This window comes from Luteimonas sp. FCS-9 (genome assembly GCF_001014645.1).
Classification (GTDB): Bacteria; Pseudomonadota; Gammaproteobacteria; order Xanthomonadales; family Xanthomonadaceae; genus Luteimonas.
Window position 1 is genome coordinate 56,946 of the sequence record NZ_LASZ01000005.1, and the last position, 25,888, is coordinate 82,833.

General features: G+C 74.1%; 23 protein-coding genes. 7 read left to right on the forward strand and 16 right to left on the reverse strand.

The features are described from left to right. Position 1 precedes the first annotated feature (1 nt). The 5 genes from uvrC to WQ56_RS06120 form a co-directional block, all read right to left on the reverse strand. On the reverse strand, positions 2–1,870 hold the full coding sequence (uvrC, locus tag WQ56_RS06100) for an excinuclease ABC subunit UvrC (protein WP_047136204.1): 1,869 nt from the start codon (positions 1,868–1,870) through the stop codon (positions 2–4). Beyond that, complete coding sequence (locus WQ56_RS06105; RefSeq protein ID WP_047136205.1) at positions 1,867–3,294, reverse strand: nhl repeat protein; 1,428 nt, start codon at positions 3,292–3,294, stop codon at positions 1,867–1,869. Before WQ56_RS06105 ends, uvrC begins: the two co-directional genes overlap by 4 nt. A gap of 128 nt (positions 3,295–3,422) precedes the next feature. Then, positions 3,423–4,202: a 3-deoxy-manno-octulosonate cytidylyltransferase gene (kdsB, locus tag WQ56_RS06110; RefSeq protein WP_047136206.1), complete on the reverse strand. Its 780-nt coding sequence runs from the start codon at positions 4,200–4,202 to the stop codon at positions 3,423–3,425. A gap of 207 nt (positions 4,203–4,409) precedes the next feature. Then, complete coding sequence (locus WQ56_RS06115) at positions 4,410–4,772, reverse strand: hypothetical protein (RefSeq protein ID WP_047136207.1); 363 nt, start codon at positions 4,770–4,772, stop codon at positions 4,410–4,412. After that, complete coding sequence (locus WQ56_RS06120) at positions 4,772–5,107, reverse strand: hypothetical protein (RefSeq protein ID WP_047136208.1); 336 nt, start codon at positions 5,105–5,107, stop codon at positions 4,772–4,774. Before WQ56_RS06120 ends, WQ56_RS06115 begins: the two co-directional genes overlap by 1 nt. 178 nt (positions 5,108–5,285) lie before the next feature. On the opposite strand from WQ56_RS06120, the gene WQ56_RS06125 reads away from it, so the two are divergent. Further along, on the forward strand, positions 5,286–6,917 hold the full coding sequence (locus WQ56_RS06125; protein WP_047136209.1) for an FMN-binding glutamate synthase family protein: 1,632 nt from the start codon (positions 5,286–5,288) through the stop codon (positions 6,915–6,917). A 28-nt stretch (positions 6,918–6,945) separates the two neighbouring features. On the opposite strand, the gene lpxK is transcribed toward WQ56_RS06125, so the two are convergent. The 7 genes from lpxK to WQ56_RS17645 form a co-directional block, all read right to left on the reverse strand. After that, complete coding sequence (lpxK, locus tag WQ56_RS06130; RefSeq protein WP_047136210.1) at positions 6,946–7,941, reverse strand: tetraacyldisaccharide 4'-kinase; 996 nt, start codon at positions 7,939–7,941, stop codon at positions 6,946–6,948. Continuing rightward, positions 7,938–9,728 carry a lipid A export permease/ATP-binding protein MsbA gene (msbA, locus tag WQ56_RS06135; protein ID WP_047136211.1) on the reverse strand — a complete coding sequence of 597 codons (1,791 nt, stop codon included), beginning with the start codon at positions 9,726–9,728 and terminating at the stop codon, positions 7,938–7,940. The genes lpxK and msbA overlap by 4 nt, the downstream gene beginning before the upstream one ends. 4 nt (positions 9,729–9,732) lie before the next feature. Further along, a complete protein-coding gene (locus tag WQ56_RS18570) occupies positions 9,733–10,185 on the reverse strand; it encodes a biopolymer transporter ExbD (protein ID WP_047136212.1) in 453 nt (150 codons plus the stop codon). Between the two features lie 3 nt (positions 10,186–10,188). After that, a complete protein-coding gene (locus WQ56_RS18575) occupies positions 10,189–10,827 on the reverse strand; it encodes a MotA/TolQ/ExbB proton channel family protein (protein WP_047136213.1) in 639 nt (212 codons plus the stop codon). Positions 10,828–10,886: 59 nt separating this feature from the next. Further along, positions 10,887–13,229: a DNA internalization-related competence protein ComEC/Rec2 gene (locus tag WQ56_RS06150; RefSeq protein ID WP_047136214.1), complete on the reverse strand. Its 2,343-nt coding sequence runs from the start codon at positions 13,227–13,229 to the stop codon at positions 10,887–10,889. Positions 13,230–13,519: 290 nt separating this feature from the next. Further along, positions 13,520–14,392: a DUF4431 domain-containing protein gene (locus WQ56_RS06155; protein ID WP_156170394.1), complete on the reverse strand. Its 873-nt coding sequence runs from the start codon at positions 14,390–14,392 to the stop codon at positions 13,520–13,522. Between the two features lie 112 nt (positions 14,393–14,504). Continuing rightward, positions 14,505–16,106, reverse strand: coding sequence for a TIGR02594 family protein (locus WQ56_RS17645; protein WP_052772876.1), 1,602 nt, complete (start codon positions 16,104–16,106; stop codon positions 14,505–14,507). A gap of 151 nt (positions 16,107–16,257) precedes the next feature. Here WQ56_RS17645 and WQ56_RS06170 point away from each other — a divergent pair, with 151 nt between their 5' ends. After that, a complete protein-coding gene (locus WQ56_RS06170) occupies positions 16,258–16,776 on the forward strand; it encodes a DNA-deoxyinosine glycosylase (RefSeq protein WP_047136216.1) in 519 nt (172 codons plus the stop codon). 145 nt (positions 16,777–16,921) lie between these two features. Beyond that, complete coding sequence (locus tag WQ56_RS17650; protein WP_052772877.1) at positions 16,922–17,374, forward strand: hypothetical protein; 453 nt, start codon at positions 16,922–16,924, stop codon at positions 17,372–17,374. A 12-nt stretch (positions 17,375–17,386) separates the two neighbouring features. Here the strand turns inward: WQ56_RS17650 and WQ56_RS06180 are convergent, their stop codons facing one another. The 4 genes from WQ56_RS06180 to WQ56_RS06195 form a co-directional block, all read right to left on the reverse strand. Beyond that, on the reverse strand, positions 17,387–18,238 hold the full coding sequence (locus WQ56_RS06180) for a pirin family protein (RefSeq protein ID WP_047136217.1): 852 nt from the start codon (positions 18,236–18,238) through the stop codon (positions 17,387–17,389). A gap of 301 nt (positions 18,239–18,539) precedes the next feature. Continuing rightward, on the reverse strand, positions 18,540–20,744 hold the full coding sequence (gene rlmKL, locus WQ56_RS06185) for a bifunctional 23S rRNA (guanine(2069)-N(7))-methyltransferase RlmK/23S rRNA (guanine(2445)-N(2))-methyltransferase RlmL (protein WP_047136218.1): 2,205 nt from the start codon (positions 20,742–20,744) through the stop codon (positions 18,540–18,542). A 4-nt stretch (positions 20,745–20,748) separates the two neighbouring features. Next, positions 20,749–21,273 carry a YqiA/YcfP family alpha/beta fold hydrolase gene (locus tag WQ56_RS06190; RefSeq protein WP_047136342.1) on the reverse strand — a complete coding sequence of 175 codons (525 nt, stop codon included), beginning with the start codon at positions 21,271–21,273 and terminating at the stop codon, positions 20,749–20,751. Positions 21,274–21,290: 17 nt separating this feature from the next. Next, on the reverse strand, positions 21,291–21,791 hold the full coding sequence (locus WQ56_RS06195) for an MOSC domain-containing protein (RefSeq protein WP_047136219.1): 501 nt from the start codon (positions 21,789–21,791) through the stop codon (positions 21,291–21,293). A 121-nt stretch (positions 21,792–21,912) separates the two neighbouring features. Here WQ56_RS06195 and WQ56_RS06200 point away from each other — a divergent pair, with 121 nt between their 5' ends. The 4 genes from WQ56_RS06200 to WQ56_RS06215 all read left to right on the forward strand — a co-directional run bounded on the left by WQ56_RS06200 (position 21,913) and on the right by WQ56_RS06215 (position 25,580). Next, positions 21,913–22,485, forward strand: a complete 573-nt coding sequence (locus tag WQ56_RS06200; RefSeq protein ID WP_047136220.1) for an N-acetylmuramoyl-L-alanine amidase — start codon at positions 21,913–21,915, stop codon at positions 22,483–22,485. 85 nt (positions 22,486–22,570) lie between these two features. Next, positions 22,571–23,458, forward strand: a complete 888-nt coding sequence (tesB, locus tag WQ56_RS06205; RefSeq protein ID WP_047136221.1) for an acyl-CoA thioesterase II — start codon at positions 22,571–22,573, stop codon at positions 23,456–23,458. Between the two features lies 1 nt (position 23,459). Further along, positions 23,460–24,290: a hypothetical protein gene (locus tag WQ56_RS17655; protein WP_052772878.1), complete on the forward strand. Its 831-nt coding sequence runs from the start codon at positions 23,460–23,462 to the stop codon at positions 24,288–24,290. Positions 24,291–24,398: 108 nt separating this feature from the next. Next, positions 24,399–25,580, forward strand: coding sequence for a sigma-70 family RNA polymerase sigma factor (locus WQ56_RS06215; RefSeq protein ID WP_047136222.1), 1,182 nt, complete (start codon positions 24,399–24,401; stop codon positions 25,578–25,580). Positions 25,581–25,888: the final 308 nt, after the last annotated feature.

The following is a 25,888-nucleotide window of genomic DNA, read 5'->3' on the forward strand; positions in this document are numbered from 1 at the left end:
ATCAGTCCTGGCCGGCGCCGGGCGCACCGGCGTCGAGCCCGTGTAGGGTCGCATAGATGCGCTGCGCGAGTGCCGCGTTGACGCCCTCGACCTGCGCGATCTCCTCGGTGCCCGCGGCCTTCAGGCCGCCCAGGCCGCCGAAATGCTTGAGCAGGCTCGCGCGGCGGCGCGGCCCGATGCCGGGGATGTCCTCCAGCCGGCTGGTGTTGCGCGCCTTCTGACGCCGGCCGCGATGGCCGGTGATCGCGAAGCGGTGCGCCTCGTCGCGCACCTGCTGCACCAGTTGCAGCCCGGGCGAGGCGGCGCCCGGCTTGAGCTCGCGCCCGTCGGGCAGCAGCAGCGTCTCGTCGCCCGGCTTGCGCGCCTCGCCCTTGGCCACGCCGACCAGGCAGACGCCCGTGATGCCGTAGCCGTCGAGCACCGCGCGCGCCTGCGCGACCTGGCCGGCGCCGCCGTCGATCAGCAGCACGTCCGGCAGCACGCCATCGTCCTCGACCGCCTTGCGGAACCGGCGCGTGAGCGCCTGGTGCATCGCCGCGTAGTCGTCGCCCGGCTCGATGCCGGCGATGTTGTAGCGCCGGTACTGGCCGCGGACGGGGCCCTGGGCGTCGAACACCACGCAGGAGGCAACCGTGGCCTCGCCCATCGTGTGGCTGATGTCGAAGCACTCGATGCGCTGCGCCGGCTCGGCCAGGCCCAGCATCTCGCGCAGGGAGTCGGCGCGCGCCTGCTGCGCGGCCTGGCTGCCGAGTTCGCTGGCCAGCGCGATCTCGGCGTTGCGCCGCGCCAGATCGACGTAGCGCGCGCGGTCGCCGCGCACGTTGCACTTGAGCTGCACGCGGCGCCCGGCGGCCTCGCTGAACGCCTGTTCGAGCAGCGCGACGTCCTCGATCGACCGGTCGAGCACGATCTCGCGCGGCGGCACCTGTTCGGCGTAGTGCTGCGACACGAATGCGGCGAGCACCTCGGCCGGGTCGTCGCTGCCATTGGTGCGCGGGTGGAACGCGCGCGTGCCCAGGTTGCGGCCGTCGCGGAACGACAGCAGCAGCACGCAGGCCTGGCTGCCGCGCATCGCGCAGGCGAGCACGTCGAGTTCGGCGACCTTGCCGTCCACGTACTGGCGCGCCTGCATGCCGCGCATGTTGCCCAGCAGGTCGCGCAGCCGCGCGGCCTCCTCGAAATCCAGGCGCCCGGCGGCCGCCTCCATGTCGCGCGTGACCTCGTCGGTCAGCGCGTCGCTGCGGCCTTCCAGGAACATCGACGCGCGGCGCACGGCGTCGGCGTAGTCGCGCTCCGACACCAGCCCGACGCACGGCGCCGTGCAGCGGCCGATCTGGTGCTGCAGGCAAGGACGGGAGCGGTTGCGGAAGACGCTGTCCTCGCAATTGCGCAGCTTGAACAGCTTCTGCATCAGGTTCAGCGTCTCGCGCACCGCGGTCACGCCCGGGTACGGGCCGAAGTAGCGGCCGGGCACGTTGCGCGGCCCGCGGTGGACGGCGATCCGCGGCCAGGCGTCGCGCGTCACCAGCACGTAGGGATAGCTCTTGTCGTCGCGCAGCGAGACGTTGTAGCGCGGCTTGAGCGACTTGATCAGTTGGTTCTCCAGCAGCAGCGCCTCGGCCTCGGTGCGGGTGACGGTGACTTCCATGCGCGCGATCTGCGCGATCATCGCCATCGTCCGCGTCGCCTTGGGCGTGGCGTTGAAGTAGCTCGCCACGCGCTTGCGCAGGTCCGCCGCCTTGCCGACGTACAGCACCGCGTCGTCGGCCGCGATCATGCGGTAGACGCCCGGCGCGGTGCTCAGGCCGCCGACGAACGCCTTGCCATCGAACGCCGTCCTCGCGCCGCGCGCTTTCGCCGTCCCGGTCATTCGCCGATCGCAACGTGGCGCAGCGCGCCGGTGGCCGGATCCAGCCGCAGCACGGCATGGGCGTCGGTGTCGGCGATCCACACCGCGCCGGCGGCCGCGGCCAGCGCGGTCGGGCCATGCAGGCGCTGCGGCAGCGCGACGGTCGCCAGCTCGCCGCCGCCCAGCCGCAAGCTGCGCAGCGTGTCGTTGCCGCTGTCGGCGATCCACAGCACCGGGGCGTCGGGTGCGAGCGCCAGCGCCTGCGGCGCCTGCAGCCGCGCGTCGTCGCGCGCACCGTCGACGTCTCCGAACTGCCAGGGCCCCGCGCCGACGAGCGTTGCGACCCGGCCGGTCGGCAGGTGGACGCTGCGGATCGCCGAACCCGCGGCGTCGCAGACGTAGAGCGTCTGCTGCACGCAGGCCAGGGCCACGGGTTCGGCGAACGTGGCCGCCTCGCCGACGCCGTCGCCGGTGCCGAGCACGCCGCTGCCGCACAGCGGCGCGATCCGCGCACCGCCCAGGTCGAGCTGCCAGATGCGGTTGTCGCCGGCGGTCGCCACGTACAGCCGGTCGCCCGACAGCACGATGCCGCGCGGCTGGTCGAGCGCGACCGCGCGCGGGTCGGCCAGCGACCCGGCGGCCGTCCTGCCGGGCCGGCCGGCGCCGCACACCGTGGACACGTCGCCGCTGCGCAGCGCGATCCGGCGCACTGCATGGTTGCCGGTATCGGCGACGTAGAGCGCGTCGCGCGCGACGAACAGGCCATGGGGACGGGTCAGCGCGGCCAGTTCCATGGGACCGTCGATGAAACCCGCACTGCCGCTGCCGAACTGCCTGAGGATGCGCCCGCCCGCATCGCATTCCAGGACCCGATGGTGGCCGCAGTCGGCGATGTAGAGCAGCTCGCCGGATACCGCCAGACCCGCGGGAAACCGCAGCGGCAGCGCGGGCTCGACCTCGCGGCGCAGCCGGATCGGTTCGGCGCTCGAGGGGTGCGGGGTGAGCTCGCCGAGCAGCGCGCCGATGCGCGCATCGAGCTCGCGGATGCCGCCCTCGCCGACGATGCGCTCGCGCACCCGGCCCTCGCCGTCGATCAGCAGCACCGTGGGCCAGGCGTCGAGCCCGAAGTGCTGCCAGGCCGTCCAGTCGCCGTCGTGCGCGACCGGGAACTCGTATTGCTGGAGCAGCACGCGCTGCGCACTGCGGCGCGCGTCGCGTTCGGCATCGAAGCGCGGGACGTGCACCGCCGCCACCTGCAGCCGTTCGCGATGGCGTGCGCGCAGGTGGCCGAGATCCGCGAGCCGCTGCTGGCACCACGCCGAGCCCAGGTTGACGAACGCCAGCGCGCAGACGCGGCCGCGCAGCTGCGCCATGCGCAGCGGGTCGCGCAGGTTCAGCCACGCCAGGCCGGCCGGGAATTCGGGCGCTGCGACGGCGTCGTTCATGGCGCGATTATGCGGGATCGCCCACCCGCGCCATGTCGAGACCGGGCACTCCGTCCGGGCCGCGGATGACCGGCGCCCGGGCTGCCGACGACGCGGCCGGGCCGGCCGGTTGCAGTGTCGTCGTCCGCTCAGTTCCCGGTGTCCGCGGCCGCCAGCCGCGCCTGCGCCCGGGCCAGGTCCTCCGGCGTGTCGACACCCGGCGGGAACGCATCCGGTGCGATCCCGACCGCGACCCGGCAGCCGGCCTCGAGCACGCGCAGCTGCTCGAGCATCTCGACCTGCTCCAGTTCGCCCGGCGCCATCGCGGCGAAGCGGCGCAGGAAGCCCACCCGGTAGCCGTAGATCCCGATATGCCGCCACCAGCGTCCGGCCGGCATCGTCGTGCGGTCGCGCGCGAACGCATCGCGCGGCCAGGGCACCGGCGCGCGGCTGAAGTACAGCGCATCGCCGTCCGCCCCGCGCACGACCTTGACCGCGTTCGGGTCCAGCAGCGTCCCGACGTCGTCGATCGGCGCGGCCAGCGTCGCCAACGCGACGCCCGGCTGCGCGGCGAGTCCGGCGACCGCGCGGATGCCCGAGGCCGGCGCGAACGGCTCGTCGCCCTGCAGGTTCACGACCACGCGGTCGTCGTCCCAGCCGGCGAGCGCGGCGCATTCGGCGAGCCGGTCGGTGCCCGAGGGGTGGTCGGGCGACGTCATCGCGACCCGGACCGGGAACCCGGCCAGCGCGTCGCGCACCCGGGCATCGTCGGTCGCGACCCAGACCTCGGCGGCCCCGGCCTCCAGCGCGCGTTGCGCCACGTGCAGCACCAGCGGGCGGTCGCCCAACGGCTGCAGCGGCTTGCCCGGCAGGCGGGTGGAAGCATGGCGCGCCGGAATGGCGACGACGAAATCGGCGGGAACGTCCATGGCGGGATTCTGGCATGCGCGGTCGTCGCCAGGGCCTTCGCAGGGGCGATGTCGCCGCCGCGACGCGGCTTCAGCCGCCCGACGCGATCGTCGCGCGGCGACTGCGCACAACCGAGCGAAGCCGCGCCAGGCCTCCGGCCGCCTCCAGCCGGAAGTCGAGTGGAAACTGGGAAGACCGGACACGACGCCGTGCCGCCGCCCGGAGCGTCAGGAATGCGCGCCGGTGGCCGGAAACTCGCGCTCGTCGCCGTTCGCGACGGCGCTGGCGTCCGCGCGCATCTGCGCCCACAGCGCGCGACCGGCCGACGTGCGACGGCCATCCGCCGCGCGGACGCGCGCCTGGCGCGCCGCGCGGCGCATCGCATGCAGACGCCGGCGCCAGCGCAGCACGCCGGCCACCGCCAGCAAGGCCGCCAGCCCGACCGACAGCACCAGCGCCCAGGGCGCGAGCGCCGCCAACCCGCCGATGATCGAGCCCTGGGTGCGCGCAAGCGCGAATGCGAACACGGCGCCCGCGATCAACACGTAGGACGGCAGCACCAGAATGCGCCAGACGGCCCGGGCCGGCATCACGGCATCTCCTCGTGGCCGGGCGATGTCCGCCCCGGCGTGGGGACCGCTGCGCGCCGATCGTCGCCACGCGCAGCGACGACCCTGGGCGCGTGCGCCGAAGGCGACAGCACCACGGCCGGGCATGCGTACTGGTTGCCCGAGCGCCAGTGCGTGGCGGCCTGCGGACGGACCTGTTCCCAGTTCGCGCCGCGGGTCGCGGACTCCCAGACCTCGCGCATCAGCGGCTCGACCTCGTGCCAGTCCGCATCCGGGTGCCCGGCCCGCGTCGCACGCGCCAGTTCGGCAAGGATCACGTGGTGCTGGGCGGCGGGAGCGGGCGCGGCGCGATGCATGTCCGGAAGGCGTTGGGGAGACTTGCGATCCAGCCTAGGCAGCGCGCCGCCAATCCGCCGTGAAACCCGCGGGCCGCGCGGCGAGCGTTCAGCGACGGGTGGCCCCGCGGCGGCGGCCTCCCCTACCATGGCCGTCCGCATCGGGACCGGCGCGGGCCGGGCCGCACGAAGGAGTCGGATGGTTCGTTACCTGGCGTATTGCGTGGTCGTCGTCATGGCGCTGGTGTCGCTGGGCTGCGCGCTCGCGCTGCGCTCGGGCGGCTGGGCGGTCGCGGCGGCGGTGTTCGTCGCGCTCGCGATCCTGGGCACGGTGGACCTGCTGCAGCGCCGGGCGACGTTGCGCCGGCTCTATCCGCTGACCGCGCACTTCCGCTACGGGCTGGAATCGTTCCGGCCCGAGATCCGCCAGTATTTCATCGAGGACGACCAGGACGAGGTGCCGTTCTCGCGCCAGCAGCGCGCGCTCGTCTACCAGCGCGCGAAGAACGTCAGCGACGTCGTGCCGTTCGGCAGCGAACTGCCGATGTACGGCTCGCAGTACGAATGGATCAACCATTCGCTGGTGCCCGCGCACGCGGCCTCGCACGATTTCCGCATCCCGGTCGGAGAGGAACGCGCCCGCCCGTATGCGGCCAGCGTGTTCAATATCTCGGCGATGAGTTTCGGCTCGCTGTCGGCCAACGCGATCCGGGCGCTGAACCTGGGCGCGCAGCGCGGCGGCTTCTATCACGACACCGGCGAAGGCGCGATCTCGCCCTACCACCGGGAGCACCGTGGCGACCTGGTCTGGGAGATCGGCTCGGGCTACTTCGGCTGCCGCGACGCCGACGGCCGCTTCGACGAGGCGCGCTTCGCCCGCAACGCCGCCGACGCGCAGGTGAAGATGATCGAGATCAAGCTCTCGCAGGGCGCCAAGCCGGGGCATGGGGGCCTGCTGCCGGGCGCGAAGGTCACGCCTGAGATCGCGCTCACGCGCGGGATCCCGGTCGGCATCGACTGCGAATCGCCCGCCGCGCACGCGACGTTCTCCACGCCGGCCGGCCTGCTGGCGTTCGTCGCGCGGCTGCGGACCCTGGCCGACGACAAGCCGGTGGGCTTCAAGCTCGCGATCGGGCATCCCTGGGAGTGGTTCGGCATCGCCAAGGCCATGCTCGAGACCGGCATCCTGCCCGACTTCATCGTCGTCGACGGCGCCGAGGGCGGCACCGGCGCGGCGCCGTCGGAATTCATCAACCACGTCGGCCTGCCGCTGCAGGAAGCGCTGATGCTGGTGCACAACACGCTGGTGGGCATCGGCCTGCGCGAACGCGTGCGCGTGGCTGCGGCCGGCAAGATCACCAGCGGCTTCGACATCGCCCGCCAGCTCGCGATGGGCGCGGACTGGTGCAACGCCGGGCGCGGCTTCATGTTCGCGCTGGGCTGCATCCAGTCGCGCAGCTGCCACAACGACCTGTGCCCCACCGGCGTGGCGACCCAGGATCCGCGCCGCTGGCGGCTGCTCGACGTGCCGGACAAGGCCGAGCGCGTGTTCCATTTCCATCAGAACACGCTGCGCGGCCTGCGCGACATGCTGGGCGCGGCCGGCCTCGAGCATCCGATGCAGATCGGGCCCGAGCACATCCTGCGCCGCGTCTCGCCGACCGAGGTGCGCTCGCTGGCGGCGCTCTACCGGTTCCTGGAGCCCGGCGAACTGCTGACCGGCGTGCCCGAGCACGCGGTGTTCCGGACGTTCTGGCCGGTCGCGCGCGCGGACAGCTTCGCGCCGCCCGAGCGGGCGCGCGCGATGTCCGCGGTCAAGCGCGCGTCCTGATCGCCGGGTCGCGCCGACGGCGCGCCCGTCAGGCCTTCGGCGCCGCCGCGCGGGCGCGGACCGCGTCCAGGCGGTCGAGCAGCGCGATCCAGAACGCCTCGGGCAGGTGCGCGCCGATCGGCACGCTGTAGTGCCGCTCGCCGGCGAAGCGCATGCACTTCACCGCGTCCTTTTCGGTCATCAGCACCGGCAGGTCGCTGCCGAAGCGCAGGTCCTCGGGCTGGTAGCGGTGGTGGTCGGGGTAGGCGTGCGGCACCACGGCGATGCGCTGGCGGCGGAGGGTGTCGAAGAACCGCTCGGGATCGCCGATGCCCGCGACCGCGTGCACGCGCTGGCCCGCGAACGCCGACAGCGGCCGCGGCCGGCCGCCGGCCAGCGGCAGCGCGTGCGCGGTCTCCAGACGCATCGGCCACTCGCCAAACCCGGGTTCGAGGGCGTCGTCCATGCCGGCGTTGAGCACGCGGAAGTCGCAGCGCGCGCCGCGCTCGACCGGCTCGCGCAGCGGCCCGGCGGGGATCAGCGCGCCGTTGCCGTAGCGCCGCCGGCCGTCGACGACCTCGATCTCGACGTCGCGCTGCAGCCGGTAATGCTGCAGGCCGTCGTCGCAGACGACGATGTCGCAGCCGGCCGCGATCAGCGCGTTCGCGGCCGCGACCCGGTCGGCGTCGACCCGCACCCGGGCCCCGGTGCGGGCGGCGATCAGCACCGGCTCGTCGCCCGACAGCCGCGGATCGCTGACCGGCTCGACCCAGCGCGGCGTGCGCGCCTCGTCGCGGCCGTAGCCGCGGCTGGCGATGCCGGGCGTCCAGCCGGCCGCCTGCAGGCGCTCGACGACGGCGATCGTCAGCGGCGTCTTGCCGCTGCCGCCGGCGATCAGGTTGCCGATGACCAGCACCGGGCGCGCGACCTTGCGGCTGCGCAGCAGCTTCAGCCGCCACGCGCTCGCGCGTGCGTAGACGCGCGCGAGCAGCCGCGCGTGCAGCGGCGGGCGGCTGCCGTCGAACCAGTAGCCGGGCGCCTTCACGTGCCCTGCTCCGCCGCCGGCTCGGCCTCGCGGAACTGCATGCGGTGCAGGTGCGCGTACAGGCCGCCGCGCGCGAGCAGCTCGCGGTGCGTGCCGTGCTCGACGAGCCGCCCCTGGTCGAGCACCAGCACCTGGTCGGCATGCTCGATCGTCGCCAGGCGGTGGGCGATGACCAGCGTCGTGCGGTCGGGCATCAGGTGCTCGAGCGCGTCCTGGACCAGGCGCTCGGATTCGGCGTCGAGCGCGGCCGTGGCCTCGTCGAGGATCAGGATCGGCGCGTCCTTGAGCATCGCGCGCGCGATCGCCAGCCGCTGTCGCTGGCCGCCCGACAGGCGCCCGCCGCGGCTGCCGATGCCGCTGTCGAGCCTGCCGGGCAGCTTCTCGACGAACTCCATCGCATTGGCGCCGCGGATCGCGCCTTCCAGCGCGGCGGGCGGTGCGCCGGCCATCTCGCCGTAGGCCACGTTCGCCGCGACGGTGTCGTCGAACAGCATCACCTGCTGGCCGACCAGCGCGATCTGCCGACGCACGTCGGCCAGCCGGTAGTCCTCGAGCGGATGTCCGTCGAGCAGGATCTGCCCGGTCTCGTGTTCGTAGAAGCGCGGCAGCAGCTTGATCAGCGTCGACTTGCCGCTGCCCGAACGGCCGACGATCGCGGTCACCGTGCCCGGCCGCGCGACGAAGCTCACGTCCTGCAGCGCCGGTTCGGCCTGGCCCGGATAGCGCGCGCCGACGTGGCGGAACTCGATCTCGCCGCGCGCGCGCGCCAGCGGGCGCTCGCCCGGGTCGTGCTCGTCGGGGGCGTCGAGGATCTCGAACAGGCGCTCTGCCGAGGCGACGCCGCGCTGGAGCATGTTCTGCACGTTGGTCAGCTGCTTGAGCGCCGGGATGATCGCCATCATCGCGATCATCAGCGCGACGAAGCCGCCGGCCGTCAGCCGCCCCTGCGAGGCCTCGTAGCCGGCGATCAGCAGCAGCAGCGCCAGGCCGATCGACCCCATCAGCTGGACCACGCCCGAAGAGATCGCGCGGGTCGCCTCGACCTTGAGGTTCAGGCGCATGTGCTGCTCGGCGACCTGGGCGTAGCGCGCGTTCTCCGCCGCCTGGGCGCCGTAGATCTTCACTTCCTGCTGGTTGCTCAGCGACTGGTCGGCGGTCTGCAGCAGCAGCGCGGCGCTGTCCTGGATGCTGTGGCTGACCCGGCGGTAGCGGCGCGCGACCTTGCCCATGATCCACGACAGCGGCGGCGCGATGACCAGGATGGTCAGCGTGACCTGCCAGCTGGTCATCAGCATCACGATCAGCGACGCGACGATCTGCAGCGACTGCTGCAGCATCACCTTGGCCGCGTCGACCGCGGCCTGCGAGACCTGGTCGCTGTCCGAACCGAGGCGGACCAGCATCGACGGCACAGGCTCGGCGTCGAAGCGCATGCCCGGCAGCCCGAGGTACTTGGCCAGCACGCGCACGCGCAGATCGCGCGCGATGCCGCGGCCGGCCTTGGCCATGTTGTAGTCGGCCAGGTAGCCGGCCAGGCCGCGGACCACGAACAGCGCGATGATCGCGGCCGGCAGCCAGAGGTTCACGCCCGCGTTCGCGGACACGAAGGTCTCGTCGATGATCGGTTCCATCATCTTGGTGAAGGCGCCGCCCGCGGCGGCCTCGATCAGCATGCCGACCAGCGCGACCGAGAGCAGGCTGCGATAGCCGCTGGCGAAGGTCAGCAGCCGGCGATAGACCGGCCAGGCGCGATCGGCGCGCGCCGCGCCGTTGGGGGGAGAAGCCATGACGTCAACGATCCTGTGAAGCGGTCTGCGAATCGCGACCGGACGCCTGCGGCGCGGTCGCGTTGGCGATGCGGGTGAAGCCCAGTTGGCCGAGCGCGTCGTAGGCGGTGACCACCGACTGCCACGGCGTGCGCGCATCCGCACGCAGCAGCACGGTGCGCTCGCGGTCGTCGCCGGCCACCTCGGCGATCGTGCGCTTGAGCGCGTCGACGTCGGTGCGCAGCGCCTCGCGGTCCTCGACGAAGTAGCGGCCGTCGGCGTTGATCAACAGGCTCAGCGTGCCGGACCGGGCGTCGTTGCGTTCGCCGGTCGCCTGCGGCAGTTCGAGCTTGAGCACCGAGCGCGCATCGAAGGTGGTGGTGATTACGAAGAAGATGATCAGCACCAGGATCACGTCGATCAGCGGCACGAGGTTGATCTCGGGCTCGTCGCGCGCGCGGCGGTCGCGGATGCGCACGCTTCAGCCCCGCCCTGCGGCGGCGACCGGGGGCCGGCGCGTGCGCGGGTCGATCGCGTCCATCAGCGCGATCGCCTCGTGCTCGAGCGCGACGACGTAGCCATCGATGCGCGCCCGGAAATGACGGTGGAACATCAGCGCCGGCACCGCGACGATCATGCCCGTCGCCGCGCACACGAGCGCCTTGCCGATGCCGCCGGCGAGCTGGTTCACGTCGCCCACGCCGTGGTCCATCACGCCCAGGAACATCTGGATCATGCCCACCACCGTGCCGAACAGCCCGAGCAGCGGACCGGCGGCGGCGATCGTGCCCAGCGCGTTGAGATGGCGTTCCATCGCGAAGGCGACGTGCCGGCCGACGTCCTCGACGCGCTCGCGGATCTCGTCGCGGGGCCGGTCGCGGACGTCGAGCGCGGCCGCCAGCAACGCGCCCAGCGGCGCGGTCGCGCGCAGCGAGGCGATGTGCGCGGGGTCGAGCGCGCCGCGCGCGGCCCAGGCGCGGACCTCCTCGCCCAGACCGGGCGGCAGCACCGCGCGGCGGCGCAGGGTCCAGGAGCGCTCGACGATGATCGCCAGCGCGAGCGCCGACAGCAGCAGCAGCGGCATCATCGGCCAGCCGCCGGCCTTCACCAGTTCGAGCACGCAAACCCCTTCGGCCCCGGGGCCGGTCCACTCGGGCGCCTAGGATAACGTAGCGCGGGTCAGCCCCCGGCGGCGGGATCCGGCCGCCGGGCGGCGTCCCAGAGCCGGCGCACGCGTTCGCGCCCGGCAGTCACGCGCACGCCGTCGCGGCCCAGGCGCACGCGCAACGCGCCGCCCTCGGCCGTGCCCGGCGTGGCGGCACCGCGATGCGACCAGCGCGCGAGCGCCGCGGCGTGCGGATGGCCGAAGCGGTTGCCGTGCCCGGCCGACATCAGCGCATGCCCGGCACCGGTCGCGGCGACGAACGCCGGGTCCGACGAGCCGCCGCTGCCGTGGTGCGCGGCGACCACGACTTCGGCCGCGAGCGCGCCGGCGTCGCGATGCACCAGCAGGCGCTCGACCACCGCGTCGACGTCGCCGGGCAGCAGCGCGGCCCCGTACGCGGTCTCCACGCGCAGCACGCAGCTCGAGGGATTGCGGAACGGCGGGAAATGCACGTCGGGGTGCAGGAACCGGAACGCCACGCCGTCGGCCTGCCACGCCGATCCCTGCAGGCACGGCGATGCGCCGGGCACCCGGTCCCACTGCGGCGCGAACACCACTGGCGCGGCGAAGCGCCGCTGCACCGCGCCGAACCCGCCGGCGTGGTCGGCGTCTCCGTGGCTGACGACGATCGCGTCGAGCCGCCGCACGCCCAGCGCGTGCAACGCCGGCACCACGACGCGCTCGCCGGCATCGTAGCCATCGGGCATCGCCGGCCCGGTGTCGTAGAGCAGCGCATGGCGCGCGGTGCGCACCAGCACCGCCAGGCCCTGCCCGACGTCAAGCACGACCAGCTCGGCCTCGCCGGCGCGCGGCAGGTCGCGGTCCGGCCACAGCAACGGCAACCACAGCACCGCCGCGAGCCCCTTGCCCGGCACCCCGCGCGGCAGCAGCAGCCAGAACGCGGCCAGCAGCGCCAGCGGCAGCGCGAGCCGGTGCGGCGCCGGCAGCCACCACAACGCGAACGGGGCGGCCGCCAGCCGGTCGAACAGCCGCCAGCTCGGCGCGAACGCCCACGCGGCCAGACGCCAGGCCCAGTCCCCGGCGCCGGCATGCAGCGCCTCCAGGCCCGTGCCCAGCACCGCCAGCGGCACCACGACCAGGCTCCACCACGGGATCGCGACCAGATTGGCCAGCGGCCCGGCCAGCGAGGCCTGCCCGAACAGCGTCGCGGTGAGCGGCAGCAGGCCGAGCGTCGCCACCCACTGCGCGGCGACCAGGCCGCGTACCGGCGACAGCGCACGCGCGTCGGGCAGGCACCACACCAGCCAGGCGACGCCGGCGAAGCTGAGCCAGAAGCCGGCCGACAGCACCGCCATCGGGTCGGCCAGCATCACCGCGATCGCGGCGTAGGCGAGCGCGTCGGCGACCTGCAGCCGGCGCCGCACGAGCCGGGCGACGACCACGACCGCGATCATCAGCACCGTGCGCATGGTCGGCAGTTCCCAGCCGGCCGCGGCGGCGTACACGCTCGCCGCCGCCAGCGCGGCGACGGCCGCAGCCTGGGGCCGCGGCACGAGGCGCCCCAGCCGCGGCAGGCACCACCAGAGCCCGCCGGCCAGCAGCGCGAACGCGCCACCGACCATGCCGACGTGGAAGCCGGAGATCGCGACGAGGTGGGTCAGGCCGGTCGCGCGCAGCGCCTCCCAGTCCAGCTCGTCGAGGCCGCGCGTGTCGCCGACCGCCAGCGCGCGCACGAAACGCGAGGTCTCGTGCCCGACCACCCGATCGATCCGGCCGGCGGTCCGGTGCCGCCAGCGGTCGACGCCGCCGGTCGCATCCAGTCGCGTCATCGGCGCCTGCGTGCGCAGGTAGCCGACCGCGGTCACGCGCCGGGCCATCGCGTGCTTCTCGCTGTCGATCCATCCCGGATTGCGCAGGCCGCGCGGCGCGCGGACGCGCGCGGTGAAGCGCCAGCGATCGCCGGGCTCGAGCGCCAGCCGCCGGGCGTCGGGGTCGGCGCCGTGATCGTCGAACCACGACAGCCGCAGCAGCCGGCCGCGCAACGCCGGGGGCGCCGCGTCGTCGTCGACCCGGAACTCGAACCGGGTGCGCTGCGCCTCGTGCGTGGGCAGGCCGACGACCCGCCCGGCGACGACGACGTCGCTGCGCGCCAGATCCGGCGGCAACCGCAGCGACAGCGCGTGCGTGGCGTGCAGGCCGCACAGCGCGACGCCGAACAGGCACGCGCCGGCCAGGCGCAGACCGGCGCGTCCCCGTCCCCACGCGGCCGCGCCGGTCGCGAGCGACACGACCAGCGCCCAGGCCGGCGGCAGCGCCGGCAGCGCGAGGCAGGCCGACGCGCCGAGCACCAGCGCGGCGGCGGTCGCGGCGCCGAACACGGGGACCGGACCGCTCATCGCGCCCGTGCCCCGCCGGCCGGAGCAGGCCGATGCGCATGGCCTCCCGGCCGTCCACCGCCGTGGGCGGTGCGCCCGCGCCGCCCGACGATCCCTTCGTCGCCCCGCCTCATCCCGCGCTCCCTGCGCTGCGTTGTCGACAGCCTGCGGCGCGCCCCGTCCGCGTGCAGTCCGGCGACCGTGCGCCGATGCGTCGGAAATCGCCGCGTCGCGAGCGCGCAGGCGACCAACGCGCCCAAGCGGCACGATCGCAGGATCTCCGGGAGCGGCCGCGCCCACCCGACGGGACGCTAGGGCCGGTAATACTCCGCCCAGCGCCAGCAGCCCGCCTCGCGCACGAACGCGAGCGCGCCGACGCGTGCCTGGTCGTCGACGCCGGGCGCGAGCCGCCAGGTCGGCGCCGCTGCGTCGGGTGAAGCGGCGTAGACGGCCAGCGGGCGCGATGGCCGCGGCAGGCCCGCGTCGTCGTCGAGCCAGGCCGGACAGGCGGCGAGCAGCGCGGTACGGTCGAGGACCTGGACCGGATCGTCGTCCAGCACGCCCGGTGCCCGCAGCGGCAGCCGTGCGTGGTCGGCCAGCGCCGCGCAGTCGCGACGCGCCAGCGCATCGCGGAACGCCGGCCAGGCGGCGTCGAAGCCGCCCGACAGGCATCGTGCAGCACCGTCGTCGCCTGCGCAGGCGTCCGACGGCGCGCTGTCTGCGACCTGGATCAGCAATTCGGTGTAGTGGTGCCCGGTCTCGGCGGGGAACAGCGTGCCGCGCACGCGCCGGCAGCCCGGTGCGACCGCACGGGCACCGCTGCCGGCGAGTTGCAGCGCGTCCACCCGCCGCGTCGCGGCGCCGACCTCGACGTCGATCGGAACGTCCAACTGCAGCACCGGCACCCGCACCACGGGATCGTCCGGGGATTCGCCAAATCCCGGCGGTCCGCGTTCCTCGCGCATCGCCACCCGGCCGGTGACGACGGAGACCGCGGGCTCGAGGCGATAGCGCGCGGGATCGGCAGGTGCGGGCGCTGGCGCGACATCCGCGGCGGACTCAGCCCCGCCTTCGGCCCCGGGCGGCGCAGGCGGTGCCTGCGTCGGCGTTGCCGGCGGCTGCCCGCAGGCCACAAGCCCGGCCAGGCCCAGCACCCAGACAAATCTGCACTCGCGAACGGCCATACGGCGGGCTCCGAACGGGGCGATGGCCCAGCCTAGAGCCCGGCCCGCTGCGGCGCCAGATCCCGCGCCGCGTGCATCGGCAGGGTTGCTGCCGGCAGCACGTGCCGCATCGTCATGGCGTGCGGGTCACATGGCCTTCCTGCCAGCCCTCCACCACCTGGATCGCACCGACCACGCGCGACAGCTCGGCCGCCGACAGGCTGGCGATGCTGCGGCCGCCATCGAGTCCCGTCAGGCGTTCGATGGTGCGCTGGTAGTCCTGGGTGTCGTTCTCGACCGGCGGCGCATAGCGATAGATGGCGTCGTCGATGCTCAGGTTGCGATAGCTCGCCCCCTGCAGCAGCGCGCCGATGGCGCGTTCGCCGGTGGCGCGGTCGGGAAACACCGCGAAGCCGCCGGGCCCGGTACCGAGGGCGCCATGGGCATCGGCGAAGTCGCCGGCGCGGATGTTCCCGGGATTGTGGTTGCGCCAGGCCAGCGTACCGCCGGTGCGCGTCTCGACCGAGCCGTCGGCGTGGGTGATGACGGTGTCGCGGCCCTGCGCACGGGCGCTCGCGCCGCCCTCGCCCGCTGCGGCCGCCGGGCCCGGACCGTCCGCCGCCGGCGTGGACGGAACGGGCGCGGCACCGCCGGGCACGCGCACGAACTGCCCGGGATGGATGAGATCCGGGTTCGCGGCCAGGTGCGGATTGGCCTGCAGCAGCGCCGGCAGACCCACGCCGTGCCGGCCGGCGATGCCCGACAGCGTGTCGCCGTCGCGCACGGTGACCGTGGTGCCCGCGCCGGCCGGCAGCGCGACCGTATCGCCGGGATGGATGCGGTCGGGATCGGGGGCGAAGCGCGGGTTGGCCGCCAGCAGGGCATCCAGCCCGACGTCGTGGCGACGGGCGATCCCCGACAGGGTGTCGCCCTCGACGACCGTGACCTGTCCGCTGCGCGGCGCCGGCGACGCATCGGACCGGGGCCCGGTCGCGTCGGGCGTGGCCGGCGACGGCGCCGCCGGCGTGCCGTCGGGCCGGCGGATCGCGATCGCGTTGCCCAGGTCGTAGGGCGCCACGTTCACCGTGTTGCTCTGGTTGCCGCCGAGCAGGTGCACGGTGTCGCCCTCGACCCGGTCGACGAAGCCGACGTGGTTCGGGAACACGACGACGTCGCCGCGCTGGATCCCGTCGCGCGGGACCGCCTCGCCCCAGTTCGCCCACTCGCGCGCGCGATAGGCCTCGCTGGCGATGGGATGGCCGGCCGCCTTCATCACGAACGACACGAACGAGCCGCACCAGGCGTTGTCGCGGCCGCTGTCGTCCCTGCCCCAGAAACCGGACGCGGCGTGGTACGCCATGATCCGCGGATTCGCGCGTGTGCCCGACACCTCGGCCTGGCCCAGTTCGCGCTCGGCGATGGTCATCCAGTCGGGGGCGCCGTCGTTGGCCGCCGGCAGCTGGGCACGGATGCTCGGATGCACGCTCGACAGCGGCTCGGAGCTGGCGTGCGCCGCCGGCGGCGCCGTGCCGGCGACGGGCTCGGGAATCGACAGCGCCTGGCCACCGGCGATCCGGTCGGGGTCGCGGACCTGGGGATTGGCGGCGAGCAGCGCCTCGAGGCTGACGCCGTGCCGCTGGGCGATCGCCGACAGGGTGTCGCCCGGGCGGACGACCGCGTCGCCCCCGGTGCTGCGTGCAGCGTAGCTGGGAAGCGCTGAGACGGCATCGACCATGGCGGGCGGCTCGCGACGGGATGCCGCTACCCTCGGCCAGGCGGTGGGGCCGGACAATCCGGGGCCGACCCCAGCCCGGGTCGACCCCAGGTCCACCGGGCGCGGTCGCCGGCATGGCAGGATGCGGGCCCGTTCCCGTGACCCGACGCGAATGTCCGACCCGGTGCTGCACAGCTTCGCCCCCGTCGTCGCCCCCGGCGCGCGCGTGCTGGTCCTCGGCAGCATGCCGGGGGTCGCATCGCTGGACGCGGGCCGCTACTACGCGCATCCGCGCAACCTGTTCTGGCCGATCATGGGCGCGCTGTTCGACGCCGGGCCCGACGTCGACTACGCGCGGCGCCTGGCGCGGCTGCAGGCGGCGGGCGTCGCGCTGTGGGACGTCGCCTCGCAGTGCGTCCGGCCCGGCAGCCTCGATGCGCGGATCGAGGCCGGCAGCGTCGTCGCCAACGACATCGCCGGCCTGCTCGCCGCGCACCCGGGCATCGACCGCATCCGCTTCAACGGCAGCGCCGCGCAGGCGCTGTTCCGCCGGCACGTGCTGCCGACGCTGGCGACGGTTCCGGACCTGGCGCGGCTGCCGTCGACGAGCCCGGCACATGCGGCGATGCGCCTGGAGGACAAGCTCGCGGCCTGGCGCGCCGGGCTGTGCGGGCTTCAAGAGCGAGGCTGAGAGGCGGTCGCGTCGTTTCGCGCACACCGCCGACGCCACGATGCGCACCAGTCCGAGGCCCGCCTTCCCGGATTCCGACAATGGCCGGCCCCGTCGCGTCGGGCGCTGCGGTATGGTCTGCCCGGGTCATCCGAGGGAGTCGACGATGCATCGCATCCGAACGCTGGCGCTGCTCGCCGCATCGTGCTGCGCGGCGGGCGCCGCGCAGGCGCAGTCCGCCACCGCGTGCCCGCAGCTGCCGGTCATCGCCAACGTGCAGTGGACGGTGCAGGAAGGCCGCGACTTCGTGTTCTGCCGTGCGATCGAGTTCGACACCCAGCGCCAGGCGTTCGCGGTCGCGATCGGCCGCGCGGCGACGTTCAAGCCGCGCCGCGGCGACCGGATCGGCGGCCAGGTCCGGATCGACGGCCATCCGACGTGGTGGCACGCCCCGCGCAACGACCTGACCAGCGCGATCGTGCGCGAAACGCTGCTCGAGCTGGCATCGGGCGACTACGCCCACATCATCGTGCGGGCCGACGATCCGACGCAGCTGGCGCGCTCGCTGCGCCAGGTCGAGCAACTGGAATTCGCCGACGTCCGCCTGGGCGGTCGATAGCCGCCACAGGACTCAGAAGCGGCCCTCCTGGAAGTCCACGAACGCCTGCATCAGCTCCTCGCGGGTGTTCATCACGAACGGGCCGTGGCGCGCCACCGGCTCGCGCAGCGGCCGGCCGCCAACGACGATCAGCCGTGCGCCCGCTTCGCCGCCGCGCAGCTGCAGCCGCGCGCCGCCGCCGAGCACGCCCAGCTCCTGGGCCGCCAGCGCGCGGGCCTCGTCGCCCTCGCCCACCGTCGCCTCGCCTTCGTAGACGTAGGCGAACACGTTGTGGCCCTCGGGCAGGTCGAACGCCCAGGCGCTGTCCGGCGCCAGCGCGATGTCGAGGTACAGCGGCTCGGTCGCGGGCTGCGCGATCGGGCCCGCGGTGCCGTCCACGGCGCCGGCGATGAGCTTGACCGACACGCCCGGGGCGGGCGCGACCACCGGCAGCCGCCCGGGCGCGAACTCCTGGTAGCGCGGCGCGGTCATCTTCTCGCGCGCAGGCAGATTCACCCACAGCTGGAAACCGCGCATCCGCCCGGCCTGCTGCTCGGGCATCTCCGAATGCACCAGGCCGCGCCCGGCGGTCATCCACTGCACCGCGCCTGGGACCAGCAGGCCCTCGTTGCCGTGGTTGTCGCGATGGCGCATGCGCCCGTCGAGCATGTAGGTCACGGTCTCGAAGCCGCGGTGCGGGTGGTCTGGGAAACCGGCCAGGTAGTCCTCGGCGCGTTCGGTGCCGAACTCGTCGAGCATCAGGAACGGGTCGAGGTCGGGCAGTTGCGGGGTGCCGATGACGCGGGTGAGCTTCACGCCGGCACCGTCGCTGGCGGGCATGCCGCGGACGGTACGCACCACGCGGGCGGTCTGGGAAGCGGTCATCGGCGGGCTCCTGTCGGGTGTGAAGCGACACGATGCGGGCGCGGGCCGCCGATTCCACGCGCGTGGGTGGAACGGAAGGTTCCTTCGGCGCGCGGCGAGGGACGCGCGTGCGGAGGTGCCAGAAGGACACAACCTTCCGGGTAGGAGCGCGCTCGCGCGCGAACGGGCTGTGCCGACGATGCCTCTTCGCGCGCGAGCGCGCTCCTACGGGACGGCTTCGCCCGTCCGCGCGGCCAGCCTGCCGGCCGACAGCCGCGGAAACACGCGTCCTCGCACGCACGCGCGGCCTGTATCGCCTCCCTCAGCGCGCGGTCAGCCGCCAGGCGCGGTGGATGCGCGGGTTGCGTTCGAAATCCGGCGCAATGGTCGCCGGGGTGATGTCCTCGCACTGCGCGAACGCGGCCACGGCCTCGGCGTCGAGCCGGAAGCGGCGGAAGTTGTTGGAGAAGTACAGCGCGCCGCCGGGCGCCAGCCTGGCGACGGCCGCGCGCAGCAACCGCACGTGCTCGCGCTGGATGTCGAAGTCCTTGGCCCGCGCCGAGTTCGAGAACGTCGGCGGGTCGCAGAAGATCAGGTCGTACTGCGCGGTCTCGGCCTCCAGCCACTGCAGCGCGTCGGCCTGCACCAGCCGGTGCCGGGCGCCGCCGATACCGTTGGCGGCGAGATTGTCGGCGCACCACTGCAGGTAGGTCGCCGACAGGTCGACCGTCGTGGTCTGGCGCGCGCCGCCGGCCGCGGCATGCACGGTGGCCGCCCCGGTGTAGCCGAACAGGTTCAGGAAGCGCGTATCGGCCGCCTCGTCGGCGATGCGCAGGCGCATCGGGCGATGGTCGAGGAACAGGCCGGTGTCGAGGTAGTCGAACAGGTTCACGCGCAGGCGCACCTGCCCCTCGTCGACCAGCATGAACGCGTGGCGCGCGTCGAAACGGCCGTACTTGCTGCCGCCCTTGCCGCGCGCGCGGGTCTTGACCGCGATGCGCTCGCGCGGGATGCGGAACACGTCGCGGGCCGCGCCCAGCACGTCGCCGAAGCGGCGGCGGGTCGTGGCCTCGGGAATCTCGGCCGGCGCCGCGTACTCCTGCACGTGCAGCCACAGCGGCGTGCCGTCGGCGGCGGGATCGGATGCGGACTGGACGTAGACGTCGATCGCGGCCGCGTACTCGGGCAGGTCGGCGTCGTAGACGCGGTAGCAGGTCACGCCTTCGCGCTCGCGCCAGGCCTTGAACCTGCGCAGGTTCTTGCGCAGGCGGTTGGCGACCATCGTCGCGCCCTCGCCCAGCGCCTGCGGCGCGTCGTCGACCTCGCGCCGGGGCGGGCGCACCGGGTCGCAGACGATCAGGCTGCACTCGAGCGCGCCGTTGAAGACCTGGTACTTCTTCTTTGCGCGCAGGCCGGTCGCGTGCGCGAGTTCGGCATCGCCGCACAGCAGGCTTGCGCGCCAGTCCGGCACCGCGCGCGCCAGCGCGTCGCCGAGGCTGCGGTAGAGCGCGGCATCGGCGGCCAGGCGGGCGTCGTAGGGCGGATTGCAGACGACCAGGCCACGCGGCGCGGCGGCGTCGGTTGCAGCGTCGTCGGCAGGCACGGACGACGGCGCCTGCAGGGCGACGACGTCGCCGATCTGCCAGTCGATCGCGTCGCGCAGCCCGGCCGCGGTGGCGTTCTCGCGTGCGGCATGGACCGCGTGCGCGTCGAGGTCGCGGCCGAAGAACGCGTTGCGCAGACGCTCTCGGCCGCTGCGCTCGCGCGCCAAGGCCTCGTCGCACAGGGTCCGCCAATACTCGGCGTCGAAGCCGTGCCACCGGCTCGGGGCGCGGCCGGCGGTCGCCGCGCCGCCGTCGCGCGCCAGGCCCGGCGCGACGTCGGCCGCCATCAGCGCGCCCTCGATCAGCAGCGTGCCGCTGCCGCACATCGGATCGAGCAGCGCGCCGCCTTCGGCGTACAGCGCCGGCCAGCCGCCGCGCATCAGCACCGCCGCAGCGAGATTCTCCTTCAGCGGCGCCTCGCCCTGGGCGCGGCGCCAGCCGCGGCGGTGCAGCGGCCCGCCGCCCAGGTCGACCGAGAGGATCGCGCGCCCCTTGCGCACCACCAGGCTCAGGCGCAGGTCCGGAGACGCGACGTCGACGTCCGGGCGCGCGCCGGTGGCCTCGCGCAGGCTGTCGACGATCGCGTCCTTGACCCGCTGCGCGGCATAGCGCGCGTGCGTGATCGCGCTGCCGGAGACGTGGGCATCGATCGCCAGCGTCATCGACGGATCGAGATGCGCCGCCCAGTCGATCGCGCGCGCGCCGGCGTACAGCGCGTCCTCGTGCTCGCAGGCGTACTCGGCGACCGGCCACAGCACCCGGCTCGCCAGCCGCGACCACAGCACCGCGCGCTGCGCATCGTGCAGCGTGCCGGCGACGTTGACGCCGGCGATCGCCGCGGTCGCGCGCGCGCAGCCCAGCGCGACCAGTTCGTCGGCGAGCAGGTATTCGAGCCCCTTGGGGCAACTGGCGAAGAAGGTCATGGGATCAGAGCGGGCGCAGCAGCGCGGCGAAGGCCTCGGCCGAGGCCTCGACGTGCGCGCCCAGGCGGTGGTCGTCGTCGACGAGCAGCAGCCGGCCGCGCCGCGCGCAGGTCCAGCCTACGACGTCGGCGGCCGGGATCAGGTCGTCGTGCCAGCCGTGGATCACCGACAGCGGCACCTCGGCGGCCTGCAGCGGATGCGCGGCATCGAGCCGGACCGGCGGCGCCATCAGGAACAGCGCGGCGACCGGCACCCGCTGCGAGACGTGCCCGGCGACCCAGGCGCCCAGGCTCGAGCCCGCCAGCACCAGCGGACCGCGCGCAGCCGCCGCCGTCGCCGTCCGCAGCAAGCGCTCGATGCGCGCGGCGACGTCGCCCAGCGGACTCACGTCGCGCCGCGCGTCGAGGTCGGTGTAGTCCGGGCGTTCGTGGGTCCAGCCCAGCCGTTCGGCAGCCTGCGCCAGCGCGGTCACCTTGGTCGCGTCCGGCCCGCTCTCGAAGCCGTGCGAGAGGATGCAGTGGCCCCGCACGGGGACGCGCGGCGCGCTCACGCGGCCTCCCAGCGCACGGGATCGCCGACGCGCAGCGTGCCGCCCTGCAGGATCCGCGCACACAGCCCGCCCATGCCGCGCATCGCGTTGTAGCCGCCGGCGCCCAGCGCGGTCTCCATGCGCGAGCACGGATCGCAGGGATCGGTGCCTTCGAACAGCACCTCGCCGATGCGGAAACGCCGGCCCTTGAACGCGATCAGCGGGATGCCCGAGACGACCAGGTTGCGGCGCAGCGTCGACGGCGCGACCGCGTCCCGGCCGCTGAGCGCGGCGATCGCCGGCAGGTGTTCGGCCTGGATCAGGGTCGCGCCGCGCTTGCCGCTGCCGCCCGCGTAACGGTCGCCTGCCAGCCCGGCATCCGCCTGCGCGAGCGCGTCGTCGACGACCGCCATCGGCACGTCGCGCGCCGGGCGCAGGCCGATCCAGTCGAGCCGGCCGGTGCGGGGAAACTGCGTCATCAGGGCATGCAGCGCGGAATCTGGCGGGGGATTTCTCATCCGGTCAATGGTAGCCCGGATCGCCGCGCCGGCACCGCCGCGCGGCATGCGCAAGTGCCCGGCGCGGCGGCGCCCTGTTGCGCACTGCGGCCGCTGCACGATCCGGGCTACCATCCGCGCCATGTCCGCCGCCGCGCCCGTTCCGACCATCGTGCAGCAACCGCTGCCCTACGTGGACCGGCTGCCGCAGCGCGCGCTCGCGGACGTCGAACTGGTCGTGATCCATTGCACCGAGCTGCCCGACCTCGCGACCGCGCGCGCGTACGGCGAGCGGGTGCTGTACGCGGCCGGCACCGGCAACAGCGGCCACTGGTACGTCGACCGCGACGGCGCGATCGTCGAATACGTGCCCGCCGAACGCGTCGCCCACCATGTGCGCGGTCGCAACGCGGAATCGGTCGGCATCGAGCTGGTCAACCGCGGGCGCTTCCCGCACTGGCTCGACTCGCGCCACCAGGCGATGGACGAGCCCTACCCCGAGGCACAGATCGACGCCCTGGTCGCGCTGCTGCGGCAGCTGTGCGGGACGCTGCCGTCGCTGCGCACGATCGCCGGCCACGAGGACCTCGACGTCGAACGGGTCCCGGCCAGCGACGATCCGCAGGCGCGCGTGCCGCGCAAGCGCGACCCCGGACCGCGCTTTCCATGGGACGCGGTGCTTTCGCAGGTCCCGCTGCGGCGCATCGCCGGCTGAACGGTTCGCCCGGGCCGGCTGGCGCCGGCCCCTATAATCGTCCGTCCGGCCGGTGCCGGCACCGCCCTCCCATGACCCCGCCGCGATGACCCCGCCCGTTTCGGAACTGATCGACCTGCTCTCGCTCGAGCGCCTGGAGGACAACCTGTTCCGCGGCCAGAGCCGCGACATCGGCACCAAGTACGTGTTCGGCGGCCAGGTGCTCGGCCAGGCGCTGTCGGCTGCGCAGGCGACGATGACCGCGCCGCGCCCGGCGCATTCGCTGCACGCCTACTTCCTGCGCGCCGGCGACGTCGAGGCGCCGATCGTCTACGACGTCGACCGCACCCGCGACGGCGGCAGCTTCTCGGTGCGCCGCGTCACCGCGATCCAGCACGGCAAGGTGATTTTCTTCTGCGCGGCGTCGTTCCAGGAGGCCGAGGACGGGGCCACGCACCAGCTGACGATGCCGGAGGTGCCGGCGCCCGAGGACATCGCGCCGCAGGATCCGCTGCCGGCAGCGGTGCTGGCCAGGCTGCCGGTCAAGGTGCAGCGCTGGCTCGACCGCAGCGGGCCGTTCGAGTTCCGCCACGTCTATCCGCGCGACGAGCTGCAGCCGCCCAAGCGCCCGCCGTTCCACCAGGTCTGGTTCCGGCTGTCGGAACGCGTCGGCGACGCACCGTCGCTGCACCGCGCGCTGCTGGCCTACGCCTCGGACTTCCACCTGCTGGGCACCGCGACCTTCCCGCATGGCATCAGCTACTACCAGCCGAACGTGCAGATGGCCTCGCTCGATCACGCGCTGTGGTTCCACCGCCCGTTCCGGGTCGACGACTGGCTGCTGTATTCGCTCGACAGCCCCAGCGCGCAGGATGCGCGGGGGCTGGCGCGCGGGCAGATCTTCGACCGCGGCGGCCGCCTGGTCGCCAGCAGTGCGCAGGAGGGCATGATCCGCGTGCGCCCTGCCGACGCGCCGCCCCCGATGGTCGGCTGACGTGCGCCAGGTCTTCTCCAGCGCGCGGCTGGAAAACGTCGAGCGCGTCGCCGACCTGCTCCGGGCCGAGGGCATCGAGGTCCAGATCAGCAACGGCCGCTCCTACAAGGGCAACCGCCGCGGCACCTTCAGCTACCGCGACCAGGCCGGCGGGCCGCGTCCAGCGGTCTGGGTGACGCGCTCGGAGGACCAGCCGCGCGCCCGCGCGCTGCTGCGCGACACCGGCCTGCTGCAGACCCAGCCCTCGACGCGCAGCTACCTGGCGCAGGGCGAGCTGACGTTCGCGGCCGACACCGCGCCCCCCCCGCGGCGGGGCCTGACCCGCGCGGCGAAGATCCGCTACGGGCTGCTCGGCGGCGCGGTGCTGGTGATCGCCCTGTCGTGGTGGTCGCGGCCCTCGCCCGAGGCGCCGGCGCCCGCCCCCACCGCGCCGGTCGCCGACCAGGGACCCGCGCTGGACATGCTGCCGCAGACGGTCGAGGCCGGCGTCCATCGCATCCCGGTCCCGCAGGCGCTGGCCGCGACGGTGCTGGCCGACGCGCTGGGCGCGCGGTCCGGCCCGGTCTGCGTGGCCGTCGACGGCCACGCGCCGACCGCGCCGGTGCTGGCCGAGCTCGAGGCCGTGCATCCGCAGGTGCTGCCGGCCTCGGCCTGTTCGGGCGGCGACGGCCAGGCCGCCTGGCTGGAGATCCGCAACTATCGGACCGACGGCTCGGGCCGCGGCACGGTCGAGCTGTCGAGCGGCGGGACCGACGCCACCCAGGGCCTGATCACGCACACGCTCGAGGTCCGGCGGCAGGGCCGCGACTGGCGCTTCGCGCCGGCGGGTTAGCGGCGCCGCCCGTCCGGCGCCGCTTCGCGCGTTACGGCATCATCGACCGGCCGGTCACATCCGGCCGCCAGGAAGCGTCCCTGTCGTGACCCCAGCAGGAAGCATGCGATGTCCGCGATCGCCCTCGACCCGAGCCTCGAAGACCGGATCCACCAGGAGCTGCCCGCCGCGCGCGGGGGCGACCAGGCCGCCTACGGCCGCATCGTGCGGCTGAGCCAGAACGCCACGACCGCGATCGCGCTGGTGATCACCCGCGACGTGCAGGCCAGCCAGGACATCGCGCAGGAGGCCTACCTCAAGGCCTGGCAGCAGCTCGGGCGCCTGCAGAACCCGACCAGCTTCCTGCCGTGGCTGCGCCAGATCACCCGCAACCTCGCACGCGACCACCTGCGCGCGCGCCGCGACCGGCTGGTCGCCGGCGAGGCGGCGGAGCTGGCGATCGCGCAGGCGGCCGATCCCGACGGCTGTCCGATGCAGCGGATCATCGACGACGAGAGCGGGCGCGTGGCCGCCGACCTGATCTCGGAACTGCCCGACGACAGCCGCGAGGTACTGCTGCTCTACTACCGCGAGGGCGGCAACTCCCGGCAGGTCGCCGCCTTGCTCGGGCTGTCGGACGCGGCGGTGCGCAAGCGCCTGTCGCGCGCCCGGCGCAGCCTGCGCGAGGACCTGGCCGAGCGCTTCCGCGAATTCGCGCAGGGATCGGCGCCGGGCAGCGCGTTCACCGTGCTCGTCGTCGCGGGCGTGGCCGCCTTCGCCAAGCCGGTCACGGCCGGCACGCTCGCGGGCGCCGCGGCGGGCACCGCGCTGGGCGGCGGCGTCGCCGGCAAGGCTGCGCTGGGCGGTGCGGGAGCGATCGGCGTCGCGGGCGCCTCGCTGGTCTTCGGCGGGCTGACGATGTGGCTGTGCAGGAAGATGATCGCGCGCTACGCCGATACCGAGGCCGAGCGGATGGCGATCCTGCGGCTGTACGACCGGTGGTTCCTGTGGGGCACCGGCGTCGGCGTGGTCGTGATGTTCGCGGTGGGGTTCGCGGCCGGTGCAGGGCGCGCGTCGCCGCTGTGGATCACCATCTCGGCGCTCTTGGTGACGGCGCTCTACAACTATCCGGTGCTGGTCAGCCTGCCGCGGCTGATGAATCCGCTGCTCGCGCGCGACGCGGCGCGCGATCCCGTCGGCGCGGCACGGCGGGCACTCGGCTACCGGCTGATGTTCGGTCCCAGCGGCCTGATCATCACCAACGTGGGGGTGTTCGGCTTGCTGCTGATCGTCTGGCTGAAGTCGGTCTGAGGCGACATGAGGCTTGAAGCAGCCTGACGACCTCCCCCATCGTGCAGGCAGCGTTGGGCGGGACCATGGCGATGACGCAGAGAGCGCCCTCTTTGGCGACCTCGTTGCTCTGAAAAGCACGATGCCTCGCGTGTGCGCCCGCCGGGCATCGCGCCCAGTCGCGGCCCGATATCCGCTTGGTCGCCACGACACCCGGCGGACGCTGGATACGTCACGGCGATCGGTATGGAAAGCGGCAATACGGAGAAGCGTTGCCCGGCGCTTCCGCCCCCACAACTCCGCTGCCCGCGATGCTGAAGCCCTCCCCC